The following is a 22,941-nucleotide window of genomic DNA, read 5'->3' as shown; positions in this document are numbered from 1 at the left end:
CGGGCTCATGCGCCGGCCGGCAAGCCAGAGCTGGACCTCGTTCAGGCCCCAGCGCTCCTTCGGGTCGTCGTAGAGCAGACCGCGCAGCAGCTCCGTCATGGCCGGCGACAACCGGCGGCTGCCGACCAGGGCGGCGTAGGATCCCCGGGTGATCTTGCGCAGGATCAGCCCGTCGTCGTCTAGCTCGGTCACCGGCGGCCCGCCGGAAAGCAAGGTCAAGACCAGGGCACCGAGGGCATAGAAGTCGTCGGAGCGGCGGCCGGCGCCGCGCGCGCTTGGCAGCGCTTGACCGGATTCGATGGTCTCGCAGGCCACCGGCTGGAACAGGCCCGGCAAGGCGCTGACGCAGTCCCCGAGGACCACGTCCCGACCCTCGGCACCGCAGAAGAAGAGGTTGTCGGCGCGGATTGCACGATGCGCGATGTAGAGCGCGCCGAGCTCCTTGAGGGTCGCAAGCAGCGGCGGCAGCACTTCGTGGCTCAGGCGGGTCTCGCCGAGGGGCTCGAAGCGGCCGTCCGGCCGGTCCGCCAGGCGCTTTCCCTGGAGCTGCGGGAACACCAGGATCTCGCGCTCGGCGTCGTCCGGCGACCAGTGCAGGGTGCCGATCGCCCGCGGCGCGAGAAGCCCGGCCAGCTTGACGCGCGCAAGCTTGGTGATGGCGTCGCGGCGCGGCTGCATCTCCGGCCGGCAGACCAGCGCGAAGACCGGCTCCGAGGGAGTCTTCAGATCGCTCGCCAGGTAGGCCAGGCCGGAGGGCTGGTCGTAGAGCGGCAGGCGCCGCGCCGGGTCGACCTGGAAGCGCCCGGCGATGATCGCGTCTTTTCCTGGTTCCGCCACCCTGGGCCCGAGCTCCTGGTTGGGACCTGCTCCAGGCGCCGCGGCGCCCGAGTGAGGGAAACCCTAGCTGTCTAGGGCAAACAGAGCGTTAAGGCCTACCCCCGAGGGATTATCCGAGGAAGGGATCGCGGACCAGGATGGTGTCGAGCCGGTCCGGGCTGGTCGACAGCAGGGCGACCGGCGCCTGAATCAGCTCTTCGATGCGGCGGATGTACTTGACCGCGGTCGCCGGCAGCTCGGCCCAGGAGCGGGCGCCGCGGGTGCTCTCCGTCCAGCCCTCTAGGGTCTCGTAGACCGGCTCGGCCGCGGCCTGCAGGCTCGGGCTGGCCGGCAGATGGTCGAAGGCCTCGCCGCCGATCCGGTAACCGGTGCAGACCTGGAGCGTCTCCAGCCCGTCCAGGACGTCCAGCTTGGTGAGCGCGATGCCGGAGATGCCGCCGAGGCGGATCGCCTGGCGCACCAGGACCGCATCGAACCAGCCGCAGCGTCGGCGGCGGCCGGTTACCGTGCCGAACTCGTGGCCGCGCTCGCCGAGAAGGGTCCCGATCTCGTCGTGCAGCTCGCTCGGAAAGGGCCCGGCGCCGACCCGGGTGGTGTAGGCCTTGGTGATGCCCAGCACGTAGTTCAGCGCCTGGGGCCCGACCCCGGCGCCCGCGGCCGCCTGGCCGGCGATGGTGTTGGAGGAGGTGACGTAGGGAAAGGTCCCATGATCGACGTCGAGCAAGGCGCCCTGCGCGCCCTCGAAAAGGATCTTGCGACCCTGGCGGCGCAGCGCGTGCAGGCTTTCCCAGACCCGGCCGGCGAAGGGCAGGATCTTCGGCGCCAGCTCCCGCAGGCGGGCGATCAGCTCTTCCCGGTCGACCTCGGGCTGGCCCAGGCCGCGCAGCAACGCGTTGCCGTGCAGGAGCAGGGCGTCGACCCGCTGGGCCAGCAGGTCGGCGTCGCCGAGGTCGCAGACCCGGACCGCGCGCCGGCCGACCTTGTCCTCGTAGGCCGGGCCGATCCCACGGCCGGTGGTGCCCAGCTTGCCGGCGCCCCGCGCCGCCTCGCGCGCCCGGTCGAGCTGGCCGTGGATCGGCAGGATCAGCGAGGCGTTCTCGGCGATCTGCAGGTTCTCCGGGGTGATCGCCACGCCCTGGCCGCCGAGCCGCTCGATCTCGTCTAGCAGCGCCCAGGGATCGATCACCACGCCGTTGCCGATCACCGAGAGCTTGCCGGGCCGCACCACGCCGGAGGGCAGCAGCGACAGCTTGTAGGTGACGCCCTCGACTTGCAGCGTATGACCGGCGTTGTGCCCGCCCTGGAAGCGCACCACCACGTCGGCGCGCTCCGACAGCCAGTCGACGATCTTGCCCTTCCCTTCGTCGCCCCACTGGGCGCCGACCACTACGACGTTCGCCATCATTCCCCCTGCCCCGTTCCTTAAGGGGTCATTCCTCCAGCGCCCTGGCCACGCCCTCGACGAGGATATGGCCGCAGCCCAGACGTTTAGCCTCCGCCGCCGCGTCGGCGGTGGGATCGAGGCCGGCCAGGGTCACCCAGCCGTCCCGGCGCAGCTTGCGCGCCAGGGCCGGTTCCGTGCCGGAAGGCAGGAACAGCCTCTTCGCCTCTTGGCCCTCCGGTGCGGCGCGCAACACCGTGTCCATGTAAAGGGTGAAGCCCACGGCAGGCTCGCCTTCGCCGCTTCGGCGCTCGATCTCGTAGCGCCCGCCGCGGCCGAGCTCGCCGCGTACGCCGCGGGCGAAGACCACGAAGCTCAATCCGGTCTGGTACTCGAAGCCGCGGTGCTCGACCGGGTCGACCGTCACCGTGAGCTCGGGCGCGGCCGCGCTCAGCAAACCCACGACCTCGGCGAGGCGCTCGATCTTGTGGCGCGCCGCCGCCGGCAGCGAGAGCTTGCGGAGCCAAGTGACCGCCGCTGCCGCCGGTCCGGTCGCGCGCAGCAGGGCGATCAGCGGCGCACCCTTCGACCCCGTTAGGCGTTCGGCCTCGGCGGCGTCCTTACGGTCGAGGGCGTGACGCAACTCACGGCGCGCGGTCGCCTCCAGCGGCAGCTCGGCGACCAGCAGCGGAACCAGGGTCGGCAAGGTCAGGTCGACCGAGAGCCCGGCAGCGCCGACCGCGGTCAGGGCCTCCCAGGCGAGCAGGATCAGCTCGGCCTCGGCGGCGGCGGAGTCGACGCCGATCAGCTCGGCGCCGGCCTGGCCGAACTGCCGCTCCGGACGCAGCTGGCTGCCGCGGATACGCAGGACCTGCCCGGCGTAGCAGAGCCGCAGCGGCCGGGGCGCGCCGGCCAGACGGCTGTCGGCAATGCGCGCGACCTGGGTGGTGATGTCGGCGCGCAGGCCCATCATCCGCTGGCTGACCGGGTCCATCAGCCGGAAGGTCTGATTGGCCAGAGCGGCGCCGGCGCCGGAGAGAAGCGCCTCCTCGAACTCGATCAGCGGCGGCTTGACCCGCTCGTAGCCCTGGGCCGCCAGACAGGCGAGCAGCGCCTCCCCCGTTGCCGCCTCGCGGGCGGCCTCGGGCGGCAGCAGGTCCTGGAGACCGGCCGGCAGCAGGGCTTTGTCGTTCTGGCTGTCCATCTCGCTTTTCCGGAACCCCGGATTTCCCCGCCGCGAGCCGTAGCCGCCGGCAAGGGCGCGGTCAAGCCTCCTCGCCGCCCTGCCACGCCCGCAATCGGTCGTTCCCCGTTGCGCCGCCCAGCCTAGAAGTGGAGCAGCACCACCTGCTTGATCTGCGGCAGCGCCGTGATCCGGGCCAGCACCGCCTCGGCGATGGGCTCGTCGACGTGGACCAGAGCGAGGGCGTCGCCGCCCGGCTCGACGCGGCCCAGGTGGAAGGTCGCGACGTTGACCTTGGCGTCGCCCAGGATGCTGCCCAGGCCGCCGATCAGGCCGGGCTTGTCCTCGTTGCTGATGTAAAGCATGTGCGGGCCCAGCTCGGCCTCGACGGCGATCCCCTTGACCTCGACGATCCGGGGCTTGGAGCCGCCGAAGAGGCTGCCGGCGACCGAGCGCGGGCCGCGTTCGGTGGTCACCGTCAGGCGGATCAGGGTCTGGTAGTCGGAATCCCGGTCGTGCTTGACCTCGGTGACCGCGATGTCCCGCTCGCGGGCCAGGACCGGCGCGTTGACCATGTTCACCGAGTCCAGGATCGGGCTCAGCAGACCGGTTATCGCGGCCTGGGTCAGCGGCCGGCAGTTGAGCTCGGCGACGTGGCCCTCGTACTCGATCCGGACCTGCTTGAGGCCGGTGCGGGTGAGCTGCCCGGCGAAGGAGCCGAGCTGCTGAGCCAGGGTCATATAGGGCGCCAGGCGGGCGGCGTCCTCGGCGCTGAGCGAAGGCATGTTGAGCGCGTTGGTGACGGCGCCGGTCAGGAGGTAGTCGGCCATCTGCTCGGCGATCTGGACCGCGACCTTGTCCTGCGCCTCGGTGGTCGCGGCACCGAGGTGCGGGGTGCAGACCACCTCGTCGAGGCCGAAGAGCACGTTCTCGCGTGCCGGCTCCTCCGAGAAGACGTCGAAGGCGGCGCCGGCGACCTGACCGCTCTCGATCGCCGCGCGCAGGTCCGCCTCGACGACCAGGCCGCCCCGGGCGCAGTTGATGATGCGCACGCCGCGCTTGGTCTTCTTCAGGGCCTCGGCATCGATCATGCCGGCGGTCTGCTCGGTGCGTGGCACGTGCAGGGAGATGAAGTCGGCGCGGGCCAAAAGGTCGTCCAGCTCGACCTTCTCGACGCCAAGGTCAAGGGCGCGGTCGGGCGAGAGGAAGGGATCGTAGGCGATCACCCGCATCTTCAGGCCCTGGGCCCGCTCGGCGACGATCGCGCCGATGTTGCCGCAGCCGATGATTCCCAGGGTTTTGCCGGTGACCTCCACGCCCATGAAGCGGGACTTCTCCCACTTGCCGGCCTGGGTCGAGCGGTCTGCCGCCGGAATCTGCCGGGCCAGGCCGAGGAGCAGCGCGAGGGCATGCTCCGCAGTGGTGATCGCGTTGCCCGAAGGCGTGTTCATGACCACGATGCCGTGCTGGGTCGCGCCCTGAACGTCGATGTTGTCGACGCCGATGCCGGCCCGGCCGACGGCCTTGAGCCGTTCCGCCGCCTCCAGCGCCTCGTCGGTGACCTTGGTCGCCGAGCGCACGATCAGGCCGTCGAAGCCCTTGATCTTCTCGACCAGCTCTTCGGGGGACAGGCCGGTCGCCACCTCGACCTCGACTCCGCGGGTCTTGAGAATTTCCTCGGCCAGGGGGCTCATCTTGTCGGAAATCAGAACCTTGGGCATTCGGCTATCCTCAGGCGGCGGCGCGTTGGGACTTGATCAGGCCGAAGGCCCAGTCCAGCCAGGGCAGCAGGGCTTCGATGTCAGCGGTCTCGACGGTCGCCCCGCCCCAGATCCTCAGCCCCGGCGGCGCGGCGCGGTAGGCGCCGATGTCGTAGCCGGCGCCGGCCGCCTCGACCTCGGCCGCCAGCGCCTTGGTCGCGGCCCGCTGGGCCTCGCCGGAAAGGCCTAGGAACCAGGGATCGACGACCTTGAGGCAGATCGAGGTGGTCGAGCGAGTGGCCGGGTCAGCAGCCAGGAAATCGACCCAGGGCGTCGCTTCGACCCAACGCGACACGGCCGCGAAGTTTGCTTCGGAGCGGGCGATCAGGGCCGGCAGGCCGCCGATTTCCTCGGCCCAGCGCAGGCCGTCGATCGCGTCCTCGACGCAGAGCAGCGAGGGCGTGTTGATGGTCGCACCCTCGAAGATCGCCCGGTCCAGCGCGCCCTTCTTGGTCAGGCGGAAAAGCTTGGGCAGCGGCCAAGGCGGACTGTGGCTCTCGAGGCGCGCGACGGCCTGCCGCGAAAGCGCCAGCATGCCGTGGGCCGCCTCGCCGCCGAGGACCTTCTGCCAGGACCAGGTGACCACATCCAGCTTGTCGAAGGGCAGCGCCATGGCGAAGGCGGCCGAGGTCGCGTCGCAGATCATGAGGCCCTGCCGGTCGGCCGGGATCCAGTCGCCGTCCGGCACCCGGACCCCCGAGGTCGTACCGTTCCAGGTAAAGACGACGTCGCGGGCGAAGTCGACCGCGGAGAGATCCGGCAGCGCGCCGTAGCCGGCGCGCAGGATCCGCAGGTCATCGAGCTTGAGCTGCGTCTCGGCGTCCGTCGCCCAGGTCTCGCCGAAGCTCTCCCAGGCCAGGATGTCGACGCCCCGGGCGCCCAGGAGCGACCACATGGCGAGCTCGACCGCGCCGGTGTCGGAGCCCGGCACGATCCCGAGCAGCCAGTCCTCCGGCAGCCCGAGAATCCGGCGCGAGCGGGCGATGACCTCGGCAAGCTTCGCCTTGCCGGCCTTGGCGCGATGCGACCGGCCGAGCACGGCCTCGGAAAGCGCGTCCGGGCTCCAGCCCGGACGCTTGGCGCAGGGACCTGAGGAAAAGCAAGGGTTCGCAGGCCGCCGCTCGGGCGGCGCGGGGCGGGACATCGGGTCTCTCCGTGGTTTCAACCAGGGCCGTGGGGGCAACGGCGGCGAGTGTAGAAATCATGTTGCAGTGCGTCAATGCGATGCAAACAACCTTGGCCGGAGCCGCGGAATCGGGCCATCTTGTCAGGAACCGGGGGATTCGCGGGCGCCGTGCTCGCGCCCGGGTTGCAAGAGAACCATGACCTTCGAGCAGACGGCCATTTTCCTGATCCTGGCGAGCACCCTGGGGCTCTTCATCTGGGGCCGCATCCGCTACGACGTCGTGGCCGTGATGGCCCTGCTCGCGACGGTCGTCACCGGCCTGGTCTCCGCCGAGGGGGCCTTCGCCGGCTTCGGACACCCGGCGGTGGTGACGGTGGCCGCGGTCCTGATCCTTTCCCGGGCGCTGCAAAGGTCGACCTTGACCGAGCTTGCCGCCCGTCTGCTTCGACCGACGACGGGCACCCCGACTCTCCACGTCCTGGCGCTGACCGGACTGGCCGCGATCTGTTCCGCCTTCATGAACAACGTCGGCGCCCTGGCGCTGCTGCTGCCGGTCGCGATCATGAGCGCCAACGCCAGCGGCCGCCCGGTCAGCGGCCTGCTGATGCCCTTGAGCTTCGCGTCGCTGCTCGGCGGGCTGATCACCCTGATCGGCACCCCGCCCAACATCATCATCGCCAGCTTCCGCGAGGAGGCCGGCGGCAGCGCGTTCACAATGTTCGACTTCGCCCCGGTCGGCCTGGGGGTCGCCGCGACCGGCCTGCTTTTCATTTCCCTCCTGGGTTGGCGTCTCCTGCCCAAGGAGCGCAGCGGCAAGGTCGAGCCGAGCATCGACTTCCACATCGAGGACTACCTGACCCAGGTCAGGCTGCCGGAGGAATCGCCCTACGTTGGCCGCCGCCTGATCGAGCTGGAGAACCTGGCGCAGAACAACCTGGCCGCCCTGGCCCTGATCCGGCGCGGCGACCGCATGCTGGCGCCCTCCGGCTACCTGCGGCTCCAGGCCGGCGACATGATCGAGCTTGAGACCGACGCCGCGACCCTGAAGCGGGTCGTCGAGGAGGCGGCACTGGAGCTGGTCGGCGCCGCCGAGTACGGCGCCGAGTCCTTCCGTTCCGAACGGGTCGGCCTGGTCGAGGCGGTGGTCACGCCCGGCTCGCGCATGGAAGGTCTGACCGCCCGGCACCTGCGCCTGCACACGGCCTTCGGTCTCAACCTCCTGGGCGTGGCCCGGCAAGGCCTGGCTCTGACCGAGCGCCTGGGCGGCGTCCGTTTCCAGGCCGGCGACGTGCTGCTGCTGCAGGGCGAAAGCGAGGGCATCCCGGCCGCGCTGACGACCCTGGGCTGCCTGCCGCTGGCCCAGCGCGAGCTGCCCACCCAGCGCGCCGCCGCCGCCTCGATCCTGGCGCCCGGCATCTTCGGCCTGGCGATCCTGCTCACCGTCCTGGGGCTGCTGCCGCTGCAGATCTCCTTCGTCGCGGCCGTCGCCGCGCTGGTCCTGCTGCGCGAGATCAGTCTGCAGGACCTCTACGAGGGCATCGACTGGTCGGTGATCATCCTGCTCGGCGCCATGATCCCGGTCGGCGTGGCGCTGGATTCCACCGGCGGCACCATGCTGATCGCCGAGCCGATCATCAGGCTCTCCGACAACCTGCCGGTCTGGGCCCTGCTCGCCCTGCTCATGGTTCTGACCATGCTGCTCTCGGACGTCATCAACAACGCCGCGACCGCGGTGCTGATGGCGCCGATCGGGATCACCATCGCCCAGGGCCTCGGGGTCTCGATCGATCCCTTCCTGATGGCGGTCGCGGTCGGCGCCTCCTCGACCTTCCTCACCCCCATCGGCCACCAGTCGAACCTCCTGGTGATGGGGCCCGGCGGCTACCGCTTCGGTGATTACTGGCGGCTCGGCCTGCCGCTGGACATCCTGATCGTCGCCGTCGCCGTGCCCCTGATCCTGCAGGTCTGGCCGTTGTAGGCCGCTACAGTGGGAGCGCGAGGCAGCGCACCTCAGGCGGCCGCGTGCAGTCGTAGGGCTCGCTGTCGACGAAGCCGGCCCTGCGATAGAGCCGCTCGGCCTCCGGCATGCGGGCGCTCAGGGTCTCCAGGTAGAGCAGCTTGCACTGCCGCCCCCGCGCGCCCTCGATGCAGGCCTGCAGGAGGGCCTCGCCGAGGCCCCGCCCGCGGGCCTCGGGGGCGACGTAGAGCCGCTTCATCTCGCAGGCCCCGGGCTCGGGCAAAGGCCGCAGCGCGACCACGCCGCGCGCCTCGGACCGCTCGCCGGCAAGCCAGATCCCGCCGGCGGGCTCGGCGTAGGCGCCGGGCAGGGACGCCAGTTCGGCCTCGAAGTCGGCCAGGCAGACCTCGGCTTGCAGCCAGGCCGCGTAGGCGCGGAACAGGCGACGGACCTCGTCCAGGTCCGCCGCCCGGGCCGGACGGATCCGCGCGCGCCGGTCAGACATGGGTCCGGTCAGACATGGATGATGCCTTCCAGGTAGGGCACGACCCGCCCGGAGATCATCACCCGATCGCCCGCGAGGGACAGATCCAGCGCCCCGCCCCGGGCGGAGACCTGGCGGGCGCTCAGCTCGGTCTTGCCCAGGCGCTCGGCCCAATAGGGCGCGAGGACGCAGTGCGCCGAGCCGGTCACGGGATCCTCCGGGATGCCGCCGGCGGGCGCGAAGAAGCGGGAGACGAAGTCGCAGGTCTCGCCGGGCGCGGTAATGATAAGCCCGTCCTCCGGCCAGACCGCCACCAGATCCAGGTTCGGCGCCGCCGCCAGCACCTCGGCCTCGCTCTCAAGCACGGCCATCAGCTTGTCCGCCGCCAGGACGGCCTGAGGCGCGAAACCCAGCGCCTCGGTCACCTCCGCCGCCCGCTCGACCGGCTGCGGCGCCAGGGCCGGGAAGTCCATGGTCAGCCGCTCCCCGTCGCGCGTGACGACGAGTTCGCCGCTGCGGGTCCGGAAGACCATGCGGCGGGCCTCGGGGTCGAGGTAGGTCGAGATCACGAAGGCGCTGCCCAGGGTCGCGTGGCCGCAGAGATCGACCTCCTTGGCCGGCGTGAACCAGCGCAGGTCGTAGGCCCCGTCGGCCTTCACCAGGAAGGCGGTCTCCGAGAGGTTGTTCTCGGCGGCGATGGCCTGCATCACCTCGTCCGGCAGCCAGGTCTCGAGCGGGCAGACGGCGGCGGGGTTGCCGGCGAAACGGGCTTCGGCGAAGGCGTCGACGACGTAGATCGGCAAGGTCATTTCGATGTCTCCAGGTTGGCGGATTGACGCCGGCCGCCGCTCTGGGCCAGCCAGACGCCGGACAGGATGACGGCCGCGATCAGGAGCAGGACCGGCTCCAGCCTCTCGTTCAGGATGATCGCGGCCAGGACCAGGCTGATGAGGGGTTGAAGGAACTGAAAGCTGCCGATGCGCGCGATCCCGCCCTTGGCCAGGGCCCAGTACCAGAGCGCATAGCCCAGCACCGAGGACACCAGCGCCAGATAGACGATGCCGAGCCAGGCCTCGCGGCCGGCGTCCGGCAACTCGGCCAGATCGATCAAGGCAGCCCCGGGCAGAAGCAGCAGCCCGGCCAGGACCAGTCCCCAAAGCGTGACCTGCCAGGCATTGACGTTGGACGCGGCCCGGGCCCCGGCCACGTAGCCGAAGGCGGCCGCGGCACAGCCCAGCAAAACCAGTAGATCGCCGACGACGCTCGCCTCGGCTTGGCCCTCGGTCCCGCGGCGGAAGATAAGCCAAAGCGTGCCGGCGAAGGCGATGGCGCAGCCGAGCCACCACCGCCCGCCCGGCCAGCGGCTGTCGACCGGCACCGCGATCAATCCGGCCAGGACCGGCAGGCTGGCCATGATCAGTGCGGCATGGCTGCCGCTGGTCATGGTCAGGCCGAGGGCCAGGAGAATCGGCCAGAGAACGTTGGCGCCCAGGGCCGCGGCCGCGAGGCCGCGCCAGGCGGTGGCGCCGCGCGGCCGTTCCCTGAGGGTCAGAACCGCCAGGGGCAAGGCCAGGAGGCCGGCCAGCCAGGCCCGCGACAAAGCCACCGCGAGGGGCTCCATCTCCGCGACCGCCAGCTTGGTCGCGATCACGGTGCCGGCCCAGAGGGTGACGGTCACCAGCGCGACCGCCCCCACCAGGCGCCCCGACACCTGCGCTGGCCTCTCAACGGCGGCGGTCACGGCCGCGCCACCCTCGTCAGGCCCGCCAGAAGGGCTTGCGCGCCTCACGGTCGGCCTCGGCCCGCGTGATGCCCATATCCTTCAGCAGGTGATCGTCGAGGCCGGCCAAGGCACGCCGCTGGGCGGCCCGCTCCTGCCAGAGCAGCAGGCCTTCGATGATCCTGGCGAGCAGGCCGGAGGACGCGAACCCGGTTTCCGGCGCGATCCCTCTCGGCGACGCGCCTCGGCGGGTCGAAAACGAGACGGATGTCATCTGACCCTCCTAGATTGTATCTATTCATCCTTGATTGTCTCGGTACATTTATCTAGATTTCCGATATTGTTTGGTCAATCGGAACATTGTCCCCATGACAACTTGGCGACCCAATCTCGAAGACCTCAGCGGCCCGCGCTACCTGGCGATCGCCGAGGCCCTGGCCCAGGACGTCTCCAAGGGACGCCTGGCGCCCGGCGACCGCCTGCCGACCCATCGCGACCTCGCCTGGCACCTCGGCGTCACCGTCGGCACCGTCAGCCGGGCCTATGCCGAAGCCGAGCGCCGGGGTCTGATCGCCGGGGAGGTCGGCCGCGGCACCTTCGTGCGCGAGCAACTGCCGAGCGCCCCGCCGACCTTCCAGGATCTCGGCGACGAGGACGGCCTGATCGACCTGTCCTACAACTTTCCGGCGCTGGAGTCCGACCACGCCCTCTTCGGCGAGGAGCTGGCGGGCATGGCACGGGATCCCGAGCTGAACCGCCACCTCGGCTACCTGCTGGGTCCGGGTCGGGAATCGCACCGTGCCGCGGCTGCCGACTGGCTGAAGGGCGCCGGGCTGGAGGTACCGCCGGAGGAGATCGTGGTGACCTGCGGCGCCCAGCACGCCATGTTCCTCGCTGCGGTCGCTCTGACCCGCCCGGGCGAGGTGATCCTGACCGAGGCCCTGACCTACTACGGCATCAAGTCGATCGCCGAGGCCTTGGAGCGCCAGCTCTACGGGGTCGCTCTGGACGATCAGGGCCTGGTGCCGGATTCGCTGGAGGCCGCGATCCGCTCCAGCGGCGCCCGGGTGCTCTACTGCATCCCGACCTTGCAGAACCCGACGACCACGGTCCTGCCGGAGGCCCGGCGGCGGCGCATCGTCGAGATCTGCCGGCGCCACGACGTCATGATCATCGAGGACGACATCTACAGCTTCCTGCTCGATGCGCCGGTGACGCCGTTGTCCGCCCTGGCCCCGGAGCGCAGCTTCTACGCCACCAGCCTGTCGAAGTGCGTGGCGCCGGGCCTGCGCATCGGCCTTCTGCGCGCGCCCCTGGCCTTCCACGACCGGATCGCGACCGCGCTGAGGGCCAGCACCCTCATGCCTTCAGGCTTCATGGCCGAGCTGGCGACCCGCCTGATCCGCAGCGGCAAGGCCAAGCAGGCCGCGGACGCCAAGCGCCGGGAGGCCGAGGTCCGCCAGAGCCTGGCGCGGGCGATCCTGCCGGCCGGCCATCTGGTCACCCACCCCCGCTGCTTCCACGCCTGGCTGACCCTGCCGCGGCCCTGGCGCCACGAGGATTACGCCGCGGAGGCCCGTCGGCGGGGCGTCATGGTCGGCTCGGCCCGGGTCTTTGCGGTCGGCCGGCAGCCCGTGCCCCACGCCGTGCGCCTCTGCCTGCACGCCGCTGCGAGCCGGGCGCAGCTCAAGGCCGGCCTGGAGACCCTGAGCCGGATCCTGGATCAGGCCCCCGCCGGCACCCCGGCCCTGGTCTAGTTCGAGGGCCGCTCGAGACACGCGACCCTCCTGAGCTGCGAGCCGTTCAGCGAGGGCGGCGGCGGGACATTCGCGCACCTCTTCAATCGAATCAGCCACATCCGAGGGACCGGGACGGAGCCCGAAGGCGCCTCCCGAATCCGGCGATCGCCGGCTTGCGCCGAGCGTTCTGCCCTCTCCCCGGGACGGTTTTGGATTAAGCTCAAAAAAATATATCTATAGACAAATTTTCTTTATCTATATCTGATTTTCTGGCACACTTAGAATCCGACATCACAGATTGCCTTGCTGTTGGGGCGGAGGCTGACTTGACGGAAAGACTGACGGAGCGCCAGGTCGCGGAGCGGCTCGCCGGTTTCTATGACCGCAGGTTCGGAGGCAAGGACCGCGGTCGCTTCCGTATCTCGATGAAGCACTTCAAGCTCTTAACGCAGCGCAGACGCGTCCCCGCCGAGACGGTCCGGAAGATCGGCGAGGAGCTCTTCGAACTGGGCTTCGTGCTGATCGATCTCGAGACCTTCTTCGTGATCCTGCCGCAGCGTTCCTTCCGCAACTACCGACGTCTGAGCGACAGTTGCGTCGCCGAGGCTCTACCCGGAGGCTCCGCGACAGACTCCTTGGCCGAAATCACCTGAGTGCGCGGGACCATGAAGCCGCGGCGTCGGAAACGCGAGCAACTCGTCGTGGGCTGGCGCGAGTGGATTGCGCTCCCCGATCTGGGCGTCGAGCGCATCAAGGCAAAGCTGGACACCGGCGCCCGGACCTCGGCGCTGCACGCCTACAGGGTCAAGCCCTTCAGGCGAGGTGGGCGCCGCTTCGTCCGGTTCTATGTGCATCCGGTCCAGCACCGGCGGCTCCCCGAACTCCTCTGCGAAGCGCCGATCGTCGACGAGAGAGTCGTCACAAGCTCCAACGGCAGACGGGAGCAACGCTACGTGATCGAAACGCCGCTCAGAATGGGCGAGCAGGTGTGGATGATCCAGGTAACCCTGACCAATCGCGACGAGATGGGCTTTCGCATGCTGCTCGGTCGACAAGCACTGCGCAAGCGCCTGCTCGTGGACTCGGGCACCTCTTTCAAGCTTTCACACGGCCGGCGCAGGAAACAAAAGAGACCGACAGGAGAAGAGGAATGAAAATCGCGCTTTTGGCACGCAACCCGGACCTCTATTCGCACAAGCGGCTGGTGGAGGCTGCGGAGCAGCGCGGACACGAGATCGATATCATCAACACCCTGCTCGTGTACATGAACATCACCTCCCATCGTCCGGAGCTCCGCTACAAGGGCGAGAAGCTGCTCGGCTATGAAGCGGTGATTCCACGTATCGGTGCGTCGATCACCTTTTACGGGCTCGCCGTTCTGCGGCAATTCGAGATGATGGGCGTTTGGCCGCTAAACGAGTCGGTGGCGATCGGCCGCTCGCGCGACAAGCTGCGTTCGCTTCAACTCTTGGCACGCAAAGGCATAGGCCTGCCGGTCACAGCCTTCGCCCATTCCACCAAGTTCTCTGAAGACCTGATCGACATCGCCGGCGGCACGCCGGTTGTGATCAAGCTGCTGGAAGGCACTCAGGGAATCGGCGTCGTCCTCGGAGAGACGCACAACTCCGCCAAATCGATCATCGAGGCTTTTCGCGGCGTCAAGGCGAACATCCTCGTGCAGGAGTTCATCAAGGAAGCCAGCAGCGAGGACATTCGCTGTCTCGTCGTCGGAGAGAAGGTCGTCGCGGCCATGAGGCGCAAGGGAGCGGAGGGCGACTTTCGCTCGAACCTGCACCGCGGCGGTTCGGCCGAGGTGATCAGGATCACCCCGGAGGAGCGCTCGACCGCGGTGCGCGCAGCGGCGACCATGGGGCTCAACGTCTGCGGTGTCGACCTGCTGCGCTCGAACCACGGACCGGTGGTCATGGAGGTCAACTCCAGCCCGGGACTCGAAGGCGTCGAGAACGCGACGGGAATCGACGTTGCCGGCAAGGTCATCGAGTTCCTTGAGAAGAACGCCAGGCCAAACAAGACCAGGACCCGCGGACGAGGCTAGCCCGGGCGCAGCGCTGCGTTGCCTCCGTCCTGGGGAGGCACCGGCTAACGCCGATATCGGCGCAGGCGGCCAGGAGCGATGGGAGTAGACACGATGGAAGAGGTGTCCCTTTGGTTCAAGGAGGCCAGCGCGGCGGCCTCACGCCTGATCGGGCAGTTGGTAGAGTTTCTGCCGACTCTGGCCGGTGCGATCGTCATCCTATTCGCCGGCTGGTTTATCGCGCGCATCCTGCAGTCCCTGGGCGTCAGGTTCGCGAACTGGCTGAACGGCCTTTTCGATCGCCGCTTCGGGGCTGAGCAGGCACGCCGTCTCCGTATCTCCAATGCCGGGGTCAAGCTGATCGGCAACGTGACGTTTTGGGTCATTATCCTCTTCTTCGTCACTGCGGCGACCCGGGTGCTCGGGCTCGACGCCTTCTCCGCCTGGCTCGACCGGGTGGTAGTTTATCTGCCCACCCTGCTCGCCGGCGGACTGATCATCCTGGTCGGCCTGTTGATCAGCACGCTGGCCCGCGACTTGACCACCGCCGCCGTCGCCTCGGGAGGCTTCCCGCACGCCGAGCTCTTCGGCGGAAGCGTACAGGCGGCGATCTTCGTGACCGCCCTGGTTCTGGGCATCAATCAGATCGGCATCGACGTTACGCTACTTATCACGTTGATCGCGATCCTGGTTGCAGCGGTCGTGGGCAGCCTGGCCTTGGCTTTCGCACTAGGGTCGCGCAGCTTCGTCGGCAACCTGATCGGCTCGCACTACCTGCAGCAGCAGTATCAGCCCGGACAACGTGCGAGGATGGGTGGTGTCGAGGGCGAAATCCTCGAGCTGACGCCGGTATCCGTCATTCTCGCGACGACCAAAGGCCGTGTTGTCATTCCAGCCAAGGTCTTCAGCGAAGAGACGACGACGCTCGTAACGGAAGCGCCCTCCGATGAATAGGGCAACCGAACTGAGCATTGCGTTTCTAGAGGCCCGACCTCTTGGCGCGGCGCGTGCGCTGGAGCGGATCCCGCCCGAGGACGCGGCCGCCTTCCTCGAGGAAGCGCCGGAGATCAGAACCGCCACCGTGCTCAGTCAGATGCAGCCGGCGCGCGCAGTCGCGATCCTCGAACGTGCGAGTCCCAAGAAAGCGGCCGCCGTGCTTTCCAAGACGACGGTGCACGCGCGCTCCGTGCTTATGCGGGCACTGCCGCCTTCGACCAAGGATGCAATCCTGGCAGCGTTTTCCAGGCGAGAGGCCGCGGCTCTGCGGCGCTACCTCGCCTATGATGTTGGCACGGTCGGCGCTTGGATGGACGCACCAAAGGCGACCTTTGCGCCGGACACCGCAGTCAAAGACTGCCTCGAACGGATTCGCCGAAGCGGCACGCGGCTGGGGTCTCTTCTGTTCGTGATCGACGAGGACAAGAGACTACGCGGCGTCGTCGATGTCGAGGGCTTGCTGGGCGCTAAGGACGACGCCTTGCTGGGCGAATTGATGCAGAAGAATTTCACCCGGGTGTCTCCCAATGCCTCCCTCGCTGCGGTGGTGTCCCTGCCCGCCTGGGATCGTGCCCTGTCGCTTCCCGTGACCGATCGCAGTCGCCGCCTGGTCGGGGTTCTCCACTTCGACAGCTTGCGCGAGAGCTTGCTCGTCGAGCGTGGGCCGGCGGAGGGCCCGCGGATCAATGTGCTGGTCGTGCATCTCGTCCAGGCCTTCCTCGTCGTACTCGCCGGGTTGCTGCATACGGCAACGGCAGCGCCCAGCTTGAGCCGGCTAGCAAGCGATGGGGAGAGTTGAAATGCCGGGCGAGTCCGCAAAGGCCGTCGCTCTGCTGAACCAAAGCTACCTTCACGACTTCCCTCTCGATGCAGCCAAGCAGATCGAAGCGATGCCTCCGGCCGAAGTTGCGCAAGCGCTTGTCGAGCTGTCGGCCGAAGCGGTGACCTCTCTGTTCGTATGGTTGGCGCCCGACATCGGGGCGAGTCTGCTGCGTCATCTGCCGGCTCCTCTGGCAAAGCATGTTCTCGAGGACATGAGCCCGAACGCCACACTGCTGCTCTTGGGCCAGTTCGACGACGAAGAGCGGCAGCAACAACTGGCGCTTCTGGACGAAACCCTTCGTCGGGAACTGCAGGCGCTGATGGAGTACCCCGACGACAGCGCGGGCCGTTTGATGGACAGCAGAGTGGGGGTCTTCCGTCCCGGCATGACCGTCGCTCAGGCGCTGGAGCGCTTGCGGGGGTCCAAGCTGCGAGACCGCCACTCGGTGTTCGTCATCGACGACGACAACCGTCTCTCGGCCAAAGTCGCGATCCACGATCTCGCCATCGCCGATCTCGACCAGACCCTGCACGAGATTTCCGAGCCGGCAAGCGTCGTCGTGCAGGCGACCGCGCCAAGAGACGAGGTCGTCGCCCTTCTGGAGAAGTCACGGCTGCCGAACATCCCCGTGGTCGACCTCGATGGTCGGCTGGTCGCTGTGGTTCGCTACGCAACCTTGGTCAAGGCGCTGGAGGAAGAGGCGAGCGGCGCGCTCCAGACGATGGTGGGTGCCAGCAAGGACGAACGCGCGCTCTCCAAGGTTTCCTTCGCCGTGCGCAAGCGTCAGCCCTGGCTGCAGGTCAACTTGCTGACGGCTTTTCTGGCGGCAGCGGTCGTCGGCCTCTTCGAGGACACCATCGCGCAGGTGACCGCACTAGCCGTGCTCCTGCCCGTCGTCGCCGGTCAGTCCGGCAATGCCGGCGCGCAGGCGCTGGCCGTGACCATGCGCGGCCTTGCGCTCCGTGAGATCACGGTGCGCCATTGGCTGGCCGTCATGGTCAAGGAAGTCAACGTCGGCTTGATCAACGGCCTGGCCATCTCGGTCACCTGCGGCATCGGCGTCCTGATCTGGAGCGGCTCGGTCGGGCTGGTGCTGGTGATCGCGATGTCGATGGTGCTCGCGATGATCTCAGCGGGTTTCGCCGGTGCTGTCGTGCCGATCGCGTTGAAGCGCCTCGGTCAGGACCCGGCCCAATCGTCCTCGATCATCCTGACGACCGTCACCGACATCGCCGGGTTCTTTTCGTTCCTTGGCATCGCCACCTTGCTCATGGGAATGCTGTAGGCTTGGTACCGCCTTTGAGTCTCGGGCTCGTGCAAGGTCAAGAATGCGGAGTTGTTGAAGTTATGGTGGCCAAGACGGCGCGCAAGCGACCAAGGCAGGAGAGAAGCCCGATAACCCTCGGTAACGTCGAGGTTCGAGCGGGTCAGCGCTGCACGATCGATCTGCCGATCGCCGAGCTTTCGACGCACACGCCGATGACCATGCCGGTGCAGGTCGTCCATGGCAGAACCGAGGGACCACGCCTTTTCGTCAGCGCGGCGATACACGGTGATGAAATCAACGGTGTCGAGGTCATCCGGCGCCTGCTGAGGCTCAGCGGATTGCGCCGATTGCGCGGTACCTTGATCGCCGTTCCGATCGTCAACGTTCTGGGGTTCGTCTCGCAATCCCGCTATCTGCCGGACCGGCGAGACCTCAACCGATCCTTCCCCGGTTCGCTTCGAGGCTCCCTCGCGGCGCGTCTCGCACGACTGTTCCTCGACGAAATCGTGAGCAAGTCGACGCATGGTATCGACCTGCACACGGGCGCCATTCATCGCGACAACTTCCCGCAGATCCGGGCAAACCTTGACGACCCGGAGACTGAGCGGCTGGCACAAGCCTTCGGCGTGCCCCTTCTGATCAACGCCGGATTGCGCGAAGGCAGCCTACGAGAGGCCGCCAGCCGGCAGAATGTGCCCGTCATAGTCTACGAGGCCGGCGAGGCCCTGCGCTTCGACGAAGCCTGCATCCGGGCGGGTGTCAAAGGCATCGTTCGGGTCATGCGCGCCCTGGAGATGCTCTCCGCTTCAAAAAGAAAGACCGCGAAGCTGAAGCCGCTGATGATCGGCTCGAGCAGGTGGATCCGCGCACCACAGAGCGGCTTGCTGCGAGCCACCACATCTCTGGGCAGTCAGGTCAAGGAGGGCCAAGTCCTCGGTGTCGTCGCCGACCCTTTCGGTGAGAACGAGATCGAGATTCTGAGCTCCGTCAGCGGCGTTGCCATCGGGCGCAGCAACTTGCCGCTGGTGCACGAGGGCGACGCGCTGTTTCACATCGCCCAGTACGAGGGCGGGCAAATCGTCGGGCGCTCCCTAGACAACTTTGAGCCAGAAGCCGCCTACGAACGCGGCCTGACTTCCGAGCTGGCCGACGAACCGCCAATCGTGTAACCGAACCAAGCCGGATCGCCGTCATACGACCACACCCCGGGATTGAACATCGATTGTCCTTGCAATACAGACGCTAACCGCGCCGCGAACCGATCTCGCCGGCAATGTTGCGGCTGAAGCGCTCGACCACGCGGCTCATGCCCTCGGCCAGGTCCTCGGGGGTCGGCCCGGCCTGCTCGGTCAGATTCGCCGTGCCGGTCTTGAGGAGCTTCTTGCCGCCCTTGCCGTAGAGCGACCAGCGCGCGGTCAGCTGGACCAGGCCGGTCGCCTCGGCGTCGAAGCGAAAGATGTCGATCTCGACCTGGTAGTCGAGGCTGGCGGTGCGGCGGCGGGGCAGCCGATAGACCCGCTCGGTCTTGAGCAGCGCGGAGAGGTTCGCCGCCATGGCTTGGCTGAAGAGCTCGTCCAGGGGCTCGCCCCAGCGGTCGAACTCGGCTAGGGCCAGCTTAGTCGAGCTGTCGCGGGTCACGATCTGCGGGCGGTTCAGGTACTCCGGCATGGAGATCGGCCCGACCCCGACCGAAAGCGGCTTGGCCGACTCGCCGGCCTCAGCCGGCGGCAGGCTCGAAAGCAGGTAGAAGCGCGAGGGCTGGCTCTCGGCGCAGGCCGCCAGGATGCAGGACAGCACCAGCACGGCCAGGAGACCGGCGTGACGCGGGCTTGTGGTCTGGATCATTGATCGGCCCCCCCTTTGCCGCTCAAGAGCGCGCTCGGATTCTGCTCGAGGTAGTCCGCCAGCACCCGGATCGAGCGCGCCGCCTCGGTCAGCTCCTGCAGGAGCTGGGACAGATCGTAGCGAATCTGAGAATTCTCGCTGACCATGCTTTCGGTGGAAACCAAGGTGGCCTCGGCCGCGGCCGAGGTCTTGCGCAGGCTGTTCACCAGCGGGCCGACCTCCTCGTCGACCTTGCCGAGCAGGCTCTCCAGGCTGGCGAGCGAGCGGTTGAGATTGGCGACCGCGTCGGTGACCTGCGGCGAGGCGACGAGCTCCTGGGCCGACTGCACCGTGGCGCGCAGGTCGCCGACCAGTTCCTCGAGCTGCAGGTTCGACACCTTGTCGAGGACATCGCCGACCGATCGGGTGAGCTGCTCGATCTCCGAGGGGATCGTCGGCAGGACCGGGTAGACGTCGCTGTAGTCCACCTTCTCCGGCGGCGCGTCGGGGAAGAAATCCAGGGCGACCAGCAGCTGACCGGTCAGCAGGTTGCCGGATCGAAGCTGCGCGCGCAGGCCACGCTCGACGAACTCGTCGAGGGGGCCGTAGGCCGTGGTCTCCTGTTCGCCCACGATCGTGAGTCGGGAGGGCTCAATCGTGATGACAACGGGGACGCTGAAGTCCTTGGTGCTCGTATCGTACTCCAGGCGCACGTCCTTCACCGTGCCGATCCGCAGGCCCCTGAGCTCGACCGGCGCGCCGGGGTTGAGGCCGCGCACCGAGCCGTCGAATTTCAACAACAGGGGCAGGCGCTCTACGATCTCCGCCTCTTCGACGCTCTCCTCGCTGTCGTAGAGCACGAACTCGGTATCGGGAGTGCTCGGCTGCTGCCGCAGCGCGCCCAAGGGGGTGCTGAACACGATGCCGCCGGCGAGGAGCGTCTCGAGGCTTTCGGTCTTTACCTCGAAGCCTTCGGCCCCGACCTCGATCTGGAAACCGCTGGCGTTCCAAAAACGCGTTTCGTCGCGCACCAGCCTGTCGTGCGGCGCCTGAACGAAGGCTACGAAAGTGACGCCGCCGGCGTCCTCGTTCAGCTCGTAGCCGAGAATCTGACCGACGCGGATGCCGCGGAAGGTGATCGGGTCGCCGGGGCCGAGCGAACCCAGCCGGTCCGACTTCAGGCGGTACTGGGTGCCGGGCACGTCGGAGGTAATGACCGGCGGCACCTCGAGACCGACGAAGTCGCGCCGCGGATTGCCGCCGCCCGGGTCGATCTCGACGTAGGCGCCCGAGACGAGCGTGCCGAGTCCGGAGACGCCGCCGGCCCCCAGCCGCGGGCGCACCACCCAGAACCGGGTCTCGTCGTTCAGGTGCGGCGTCGCGGATTTGTCCAAGGTCGCCTTGATCACGATTCCCGAGAGGTCGTCCGTGATGTCGACCTCCTCGACCAGGCCGACGTCGACGTCCCTGAACTTGATCTTGGTCTTGCCGGGCTCGAGGCCCGCCGCGGTCTTGAAGGAGATCGTGATCTCCGGCCCCTGCTCAGAGATCGTGGTATAGGCGAGCCAGATCGCGATCGCGCCGGCCACAACGGGGATCAGCCAGACCGTGGAAATCCCGCGGCGCTCTTCGATCGCGATCTCGGGTGCGTCCGGCGCCGTCCCGTTCTCAGCTTGCTGTGACACCTGCCGCCCTCCCTTCGATGGCTTTCGTTCTCTTGCCCTCTTCCATGGCGTCCCAGATCGTCCGCGGATCGAAGGACATCGCCGCGATCATGGTGATCACCACGACCGCCGCGAAGGAGGTGGCGCCGACTCCGGGCTCGATGGTGGCAATCGCGCCCAGCTTCACCAGCGCCGCGAGGATCGAGATCATGAAGATGTCGATCATCGACCAGCGGCCCACCGCCTCGACGATCCGGTACAGCAGGGTCCGGTCCCTCGGCCGCCAGCTGGATTTGAGCTGCACGGAAACCAGGAGGAAGATCATGCCGACCAGCTTCATGACCGGCACGGTCACGCTGGCGAAGAACACCAGCAGGGCGAGTGGCCACATCTCGGCCTCGATCAAGTGGATGACCCCGCTGATGATGGTGTCCGGCGCGCCCCTGCCGAAGGAGATCACGGTCATGATCGGATATACGTTCGCCGGGATGTAGAGAATGAAGCCGGTGATCACCAGGGCCCAGGCCCGGTTCATCCCGTTGGGCTTCCGCCAGTGCAGGGCCGTGCCGCAGCGCTCGCAGTGCGGATGCCGCGCCTCCGCCGCCCGGTTCAGATGGGTCACGAGGCCGCAGGTGTGGCAGCCGAAGGGGCGCGTACCCGCCAGGTCCGGCGGCGACAACGACGGCGCTTTGCGCCCGGGTCGCCGCCGGTCGATGCGCTCCCAGACCTCCTCGGGCTCCAGGGCCGCCTCGCCCGCGGCCAAGAGAACGATCAGGGCGACGAAGCAATAGAGCGCGGTCCCGAACTCGATGGTCGCCATGTCCGACAGCTTGACGATCGCGACCAGCACCCCGAGGAGGTAGACCTCCATCATCGCCCAGGGATGCATGATCTCGATGTAGCGGAAGACGGTCTTGAGCCGCGGCGCCGGCTGGTCGAAGCGCACCGCAACCAGGACATAGATCGTGCTCAGCACCTTGATCAGCGGAATCAGGATCGTCGACAGCAACACGAGCAGGGCGAGCGGCCAGAGGCCCTGGTTATAGAACTCGACGACGCCGGAGATCAGGGTGTTGACCTGCTCGCGGCCCTCGAGCTTGAAGGTCATGAAGTTGAAGGAGTTGGACAGGACCAGGAACAGCAGAGCCGCCAAGTGCAGGCAAAGCGAGCGGTCGATGCTGTCCGGCTTGCTGCGGTAGAGGACGGCGCCGCAGCGCCCGCACTTGGCCTTGGACGGCGCGGCCGTCTCCACCCTTCGGTAGAGCGCATCACACTCATGGCAGACCACGACCGACCGGTCCGCATAGGCCACGGGTCGCGTGGTCATCCGCCTCCCCACACCGCACGACAGATCCTGCGGATCTGCCCTGGGAGACAATTCAGAGCTTAGCGCTCGAAATGTCTAGCTGATTCTGGAGGCGGTCCTTCAACCCGGGCGAGCCCGCTGCGGCGGCGGCCTGGCGTCGGGCCTCCGCGATCCGGCTCAGTAGAGCGTCGCCCGCTGCCGCGCCGGGAGCCCGGCATCGTAACCTTCCGCGTCGAAGCCGGGCTTGGCGGCCCTGGTCATCTGCCCGGCCGTCGGGACCTCGCCGGGATCGATCCGAAGGTCCGGATCCCAGAGCTTGGCGCGGGCCAGGGCCCTGGCGCATTGGAAGTAGACGGAATCGATCTCGACCAGTATGACGCTCGCCGGCCTCTTGTCGCCGACCGCGAAGCTCTCGACCAGCTCGGGGTCCGTCGTGATCGTCGCACGACCATTGACGCGCAGCGTCTCGTTGATTCCCGGGATCAGGAACAGCAGGGCGACGCGCGGGTCGGCGAGGATGTTCCTCAAGGTATCGAGCCGGTTGTTGCCGCGCCGATCGGGCACCGCGAGCGTCTTGTCGTCCAGGCAGCGGAACAGCTGGCCCTTTGCGTCGCCTCGCGGCGAACAGTCGAGCCCGCCGGGCCCGGCGCTGGCGATGGCGAAAAAGGGTGCCGCCTCGATCCAGCGGCGGTATTCCGGCGTCAGAGTGCCGGTCTCCTTGGCCAGGGAATTCTCGTTCACCGCCCCGTAGAGGGCTTCCAGGGCTTCGAGCGACGTGATTGCGTGGCGATCGGACATGGGGCCTGACGAACCTCTCTCGAAAGCGACGGGCCAAGAAC

Annotated in this window: 22 protein-coding genes; 9 read left to right on the top strand and 13 right to left on the bottom strand. The window is 68.0% G+C overall.

Annotated features, from left to right (window positions below):
• The 5 genes from QNJ30_03745 to QNJ30_03725 form a co-directional block, all read right to left on the bottom strand.
• Nucleotides 1-837, bottom strand: an 837-nt coding sequence (locus tag QNJ30_03745) for a serine/threonine-protein kinase (GenBank protein MDJ0942547.1), incomplete at its 3' end; no start/stop codon positions are given.
• 109 nt (nucleotides 838-946) lie between these two features.
• Entirely contained in the window at nucleotides 947-2,239 is a 1,293-nt protein-coding gene (locus QNJ30_03740; GenBank protein ID MDJ0942546.1) for an adenylosuccinate synthase, read from the bottom strand.
• Nucleotides 2,240-2,267: 28 nt separating this feature from the next.
• Nucleotides 2,268-3,422: an ATP phosphoribosyltransferase regulatory subunit gene (locus QNJ30_03735; protein MDJ0942545.1), complete on the bottom strand. Its 1,155-nt coding sequence runs from the start codon at nucleotides 3,420-3,422 to the stop codon at nucleotides 2,268-2,270.
• A gap of 122 nt (nucleotides 3,423-3,544) precedes the next feature.
• Complete coding sequence (gene serA, locus QNJ30_03730; protein MDJ0942544.1) at nucleotides 3,545-5,122, bottom strand: phosphoglycerate dehydrogenase; 1,578 nt, start codon at nucleotides 5,120-5,122, stop codon at nucleotides 3,545-3,547.
• A 10-nt stretch (nucleotides 5,123-5,132) separates the two neighbouring features.
• Nucleotides 5,133-6,305: a phosphoserine transaminase gene (locus tag QNJ30_03725; protein MDJ0942543.1), complete on the bottom strand. Its 1,173-nt coding sequence runs from the start codon at nucleotides 6,303-6,305 to the stop codon at nucleotides 5,133-5,135.
• Between the two features lie 178 nt (nucleotides 6,306-6,483).
• Here QNJ30_03725 and QNJ30_03720 point away from each other — a divergent pair, with 178 nt between their 5' ends.
• On the top strand, nucleotides 6,484-8,265 hold the full coding sequence (locus QNJ30_03720; GenBank protein ID MDJ0942542.1) for an SLC13 family permease: 1,782 nt from the start codon (nucleotides 6,484-6,486) through the stop codon (nucleotides 8,263-8,265).
• A gap of 4 nt (nucleotides 8,266-8,269) precedes the next feature.
• Here QNJ30_03720 and QNJ30_03715 read toward each other — a convergent pair whose 3' ends face one another.
• Genes QNJ30_03715 through QNJ30_03700 form a run of 4 tightly spaced genes read right to left on the bottom strand, consistent with a single transcriptional unit; the run spans nucleotide 8,270 to nucleotide 10,722 of the window.
• The gene (locus QNJ30_03715; protein ID MDJ0942541.1) at nucleotides 8,270-8,749 is read right to left on the bottom strand and encodes a GNAT family N-acetyltransferase; all 480 of its coding nucleotides are present in this window, start codon (nucleotides 8,747-8,749) and stop codon (nucleotides 8,270-8,272) included.
• Between the two features lie 8 nt (nucleotides 8,750-8,757).
• Nucleotides 8,758-9,537: a PhzF family phenazine biosynthesis protein gene (locus QNJ30_03710; protein ID MDJ0942540.1), complete on the bottom strand. Its 780-nt coding sequence runs from the start codon at nucleotides 9,535-9,537 to the stop codon at nucleotides 8,758-8,760.
• Complete coding sequence (locus tag QNJ30_03705; protein MDJ0942539.1) at nucleotides 9,534-10,439, bottom strand: DMT family transporter; 906 nt, start codon at nucleotides 10,437-10,439, stop codon at nucleotides 9,534-9,536. Before QNJ30_03705 ends, QNJ30_03710 begins: the two co-directional genes overlap by 4 nt.
• 46 nt (nucleotides 10,440-10,485) lie before the next feature.
• The gene (locus tag QNJ30_03700) at nucleotides 10,486-10,722 is read right to left on the bottom strand and encodes a DUF1127 domain-containing protein (GenBank protein ID MDJ0942538.1); all 237 of its coding nucleotides are present in this window, start codon (nucleotides 10,720-10,722) and stop codon (nucleotides 10,486-10,488) included.
• Nucleotides 10,723-10,816: 94 nt separating this feature from the next.
• On the opposite strand from QNJ30_03700, the gene QNJ30_03695 reads away from it, so the two are divergent.
• From QNJ30_03695 to QNJ30_03660, 8 genes are all read left to right on the top strand, one after another.
• Nucleotides 10,817-12,205 carry a PLP-dependent aminotransferase family protein gene (locus QNJ30_03695; GenBank protein MDJ0942537.1) on the top strand — a complete coding sequence of 463 codons (1,389 nt, stop codon included), beginning with the start codon at nucleotides 10,817-10,819 and terminating at the stop codon, nucleotides 12,203-12,205.
• A gap of 308 nt (nucleotides 12,206-12,513) precedes the next feature.
• Nucleotides 12,514-12,840, top strand: coding sequence for a hypothetical protein (locus QNJ30_03690; GenBank protein MDJ0942536.1), 327 nt, complete (start codon nucleotides 12,514-12,516; stop codon nucleotides 12,838-12,840).
• Between the two features lie 12 nt (nucleotides 12,841-12,852).
• Entirely contained in the window at nucleotides 12,853-13,341 is a 489-nt protein-coding gene (locus tag QNJ30_03685; GenBank protein ID MDJ0942535.1) for a RimK/LysX family protein, read from the top strand.
• Nucleotides 13,338-14,243 carry a 30S ribosomal protein S6--L-glutamate ligase gene (gene rimK / locus QNJ30_03680; protein ID MDJ0942534.1) on the top strand — a complete coding sequence of 302 codons (906 nt, stop codon included), beginning with the start codon at nucleotides 13,338-13,340 and terminating at the stop codon, nucleotides 14,241-14,243. Before QNJ30_03685 ends, rimK begins: the two co-directional genes overlap by 4 nt.
• Nucleotides 14,244-14,336: 93 nt before the next feature.
• Nucleotides 14,337-15,176 (top strand): hypothetical protein, encoded by an 840-nt coding sequence (locus QNJ30_03675; GenBank protein ID MDJ0942533.1) that lies wholly within the window; start codon nucleotides 14,337-14,339, stop codon nucleotides 15,174-15,176.
• On the top strand, nucleotides 15,169-16,017 hold the full coding sequence (locus QNJ30_03670) for a CBS domain-containing protein (GenBank protein MDJ0942532.1): 849 nt from the start codon (nucleotides 15,169-15,171) through the stop codon (nucleotides 16,015-16,017). Before QNJ30_03675 ends, QNJ30_03670 begins: the two co-directional genes overlap by 8 nt.
• Before the next feature lies 1 nt (nucleotide 16,018).
• Complete coding sequence (gene mgtE, locus QNJ30_03665; GenBank protein MDJ0942531.1) at nucleotides 16,019-17,326, top strand: magnesium transporter; 1,308 nt, start codon at nucleotides 16,019-16,021, stop codon at nucleotides 17,324-17,326.
• A gap of 62 nt (nucleotides 17,327-17,388) precedes the next feature.
• Nucleotides 17,389-18,477 (top strand): succinylglutamate desuccinylase/aspartoacylase family protein, encoded by a 1,089-nt coding sequence (locus QNJ30_03660; protein ID MDJ0942530.1) that lies wholly within the window; start codon nucleotides 17,389-17,391, stop codon nucleotides 18,475-18,477.
• A gap of 73 nt (nucleotides 18,478-18,550) precedes the next feature.
• Here QNJ30_03660 and QNJ30_03655 read toward each other — a convergent pair whose 3' ends face one another.
• The 4 genes from QNJ30_03655 to QNJ30_03640 form a co-directional block, all read right to left on the bottom strand.
• Nucleotides 18,551-19,153 carry a PqiC family protein gene (locus QNJ30_03655; GenBank protein ID MDJ0942529.1) on the bottom strand — a complete coding sequence of 201 codons (603 nt, stop codon included), beginning with the start codon at nucleotides 19,151-19,153 and terminating at the stop codon, nucleotides 18,551-18,553.
• On the bottom strand, nucleotides 19,150-20,817 hold the full coding sequence (locus QNJ30_03650) for an MlaD family protein (GenBank protein MDJ0942528.1): 1,668 nt from the start codon (nucleotides 20,815-20,817) through the stop codon (nucleotides 19,150-19,152). The genes QNJ30_03655 and QNJ30_03650 overlap by 4 nt, the downstream gene beginning before the upstream one ends.
• The gene (locus tag QNJ30_03645; protein ID MDJ0942527.1) at nucleotides 20,801-22,123 is read right to left on the bottom strand and encodes a paraquat-inducible protein A; all 1,323 of its coding nucleotides are present in this window, start codon (nucleotides 22,121-22,123) and stop codon (nucleotides 20,801-20,803) included. The genes QNJ30_03650 and QNJ30_03645 overlap by 17 nt, the downstream gene beginning before the upstream one ends.
• A 156-nt stretch (nucleotides 22,124-22,279) precedes the next feature.
• Nucleotides 22,280-22,900, bottom strand: coding sequence for a pyridoxamine 5'-phosphate oxidase family protein (locus QNJ30_03640; protein MDJ0942526.1), 621 nt, complete (start codon nucleotides 22,898-22,900; stop codon nucleotides 22,280-22,282).
• Nucleotides 22,901-22,941: the final 41 nt, after the last annotated feature.

Source organism: Kiloniellales bacterium (genome assembly GCA_030066685.1).
Taxonomy (GTDB): Bacteria; Pseudomonadota; Alphaproteobacteria; order Kiloniellales; family JAKSBE01; genus JAKSBE01.
Note: the sequence above shows the minus strand (reverse complement) of the source record. Positions and strands in the feature narration are given on the sequence as shown.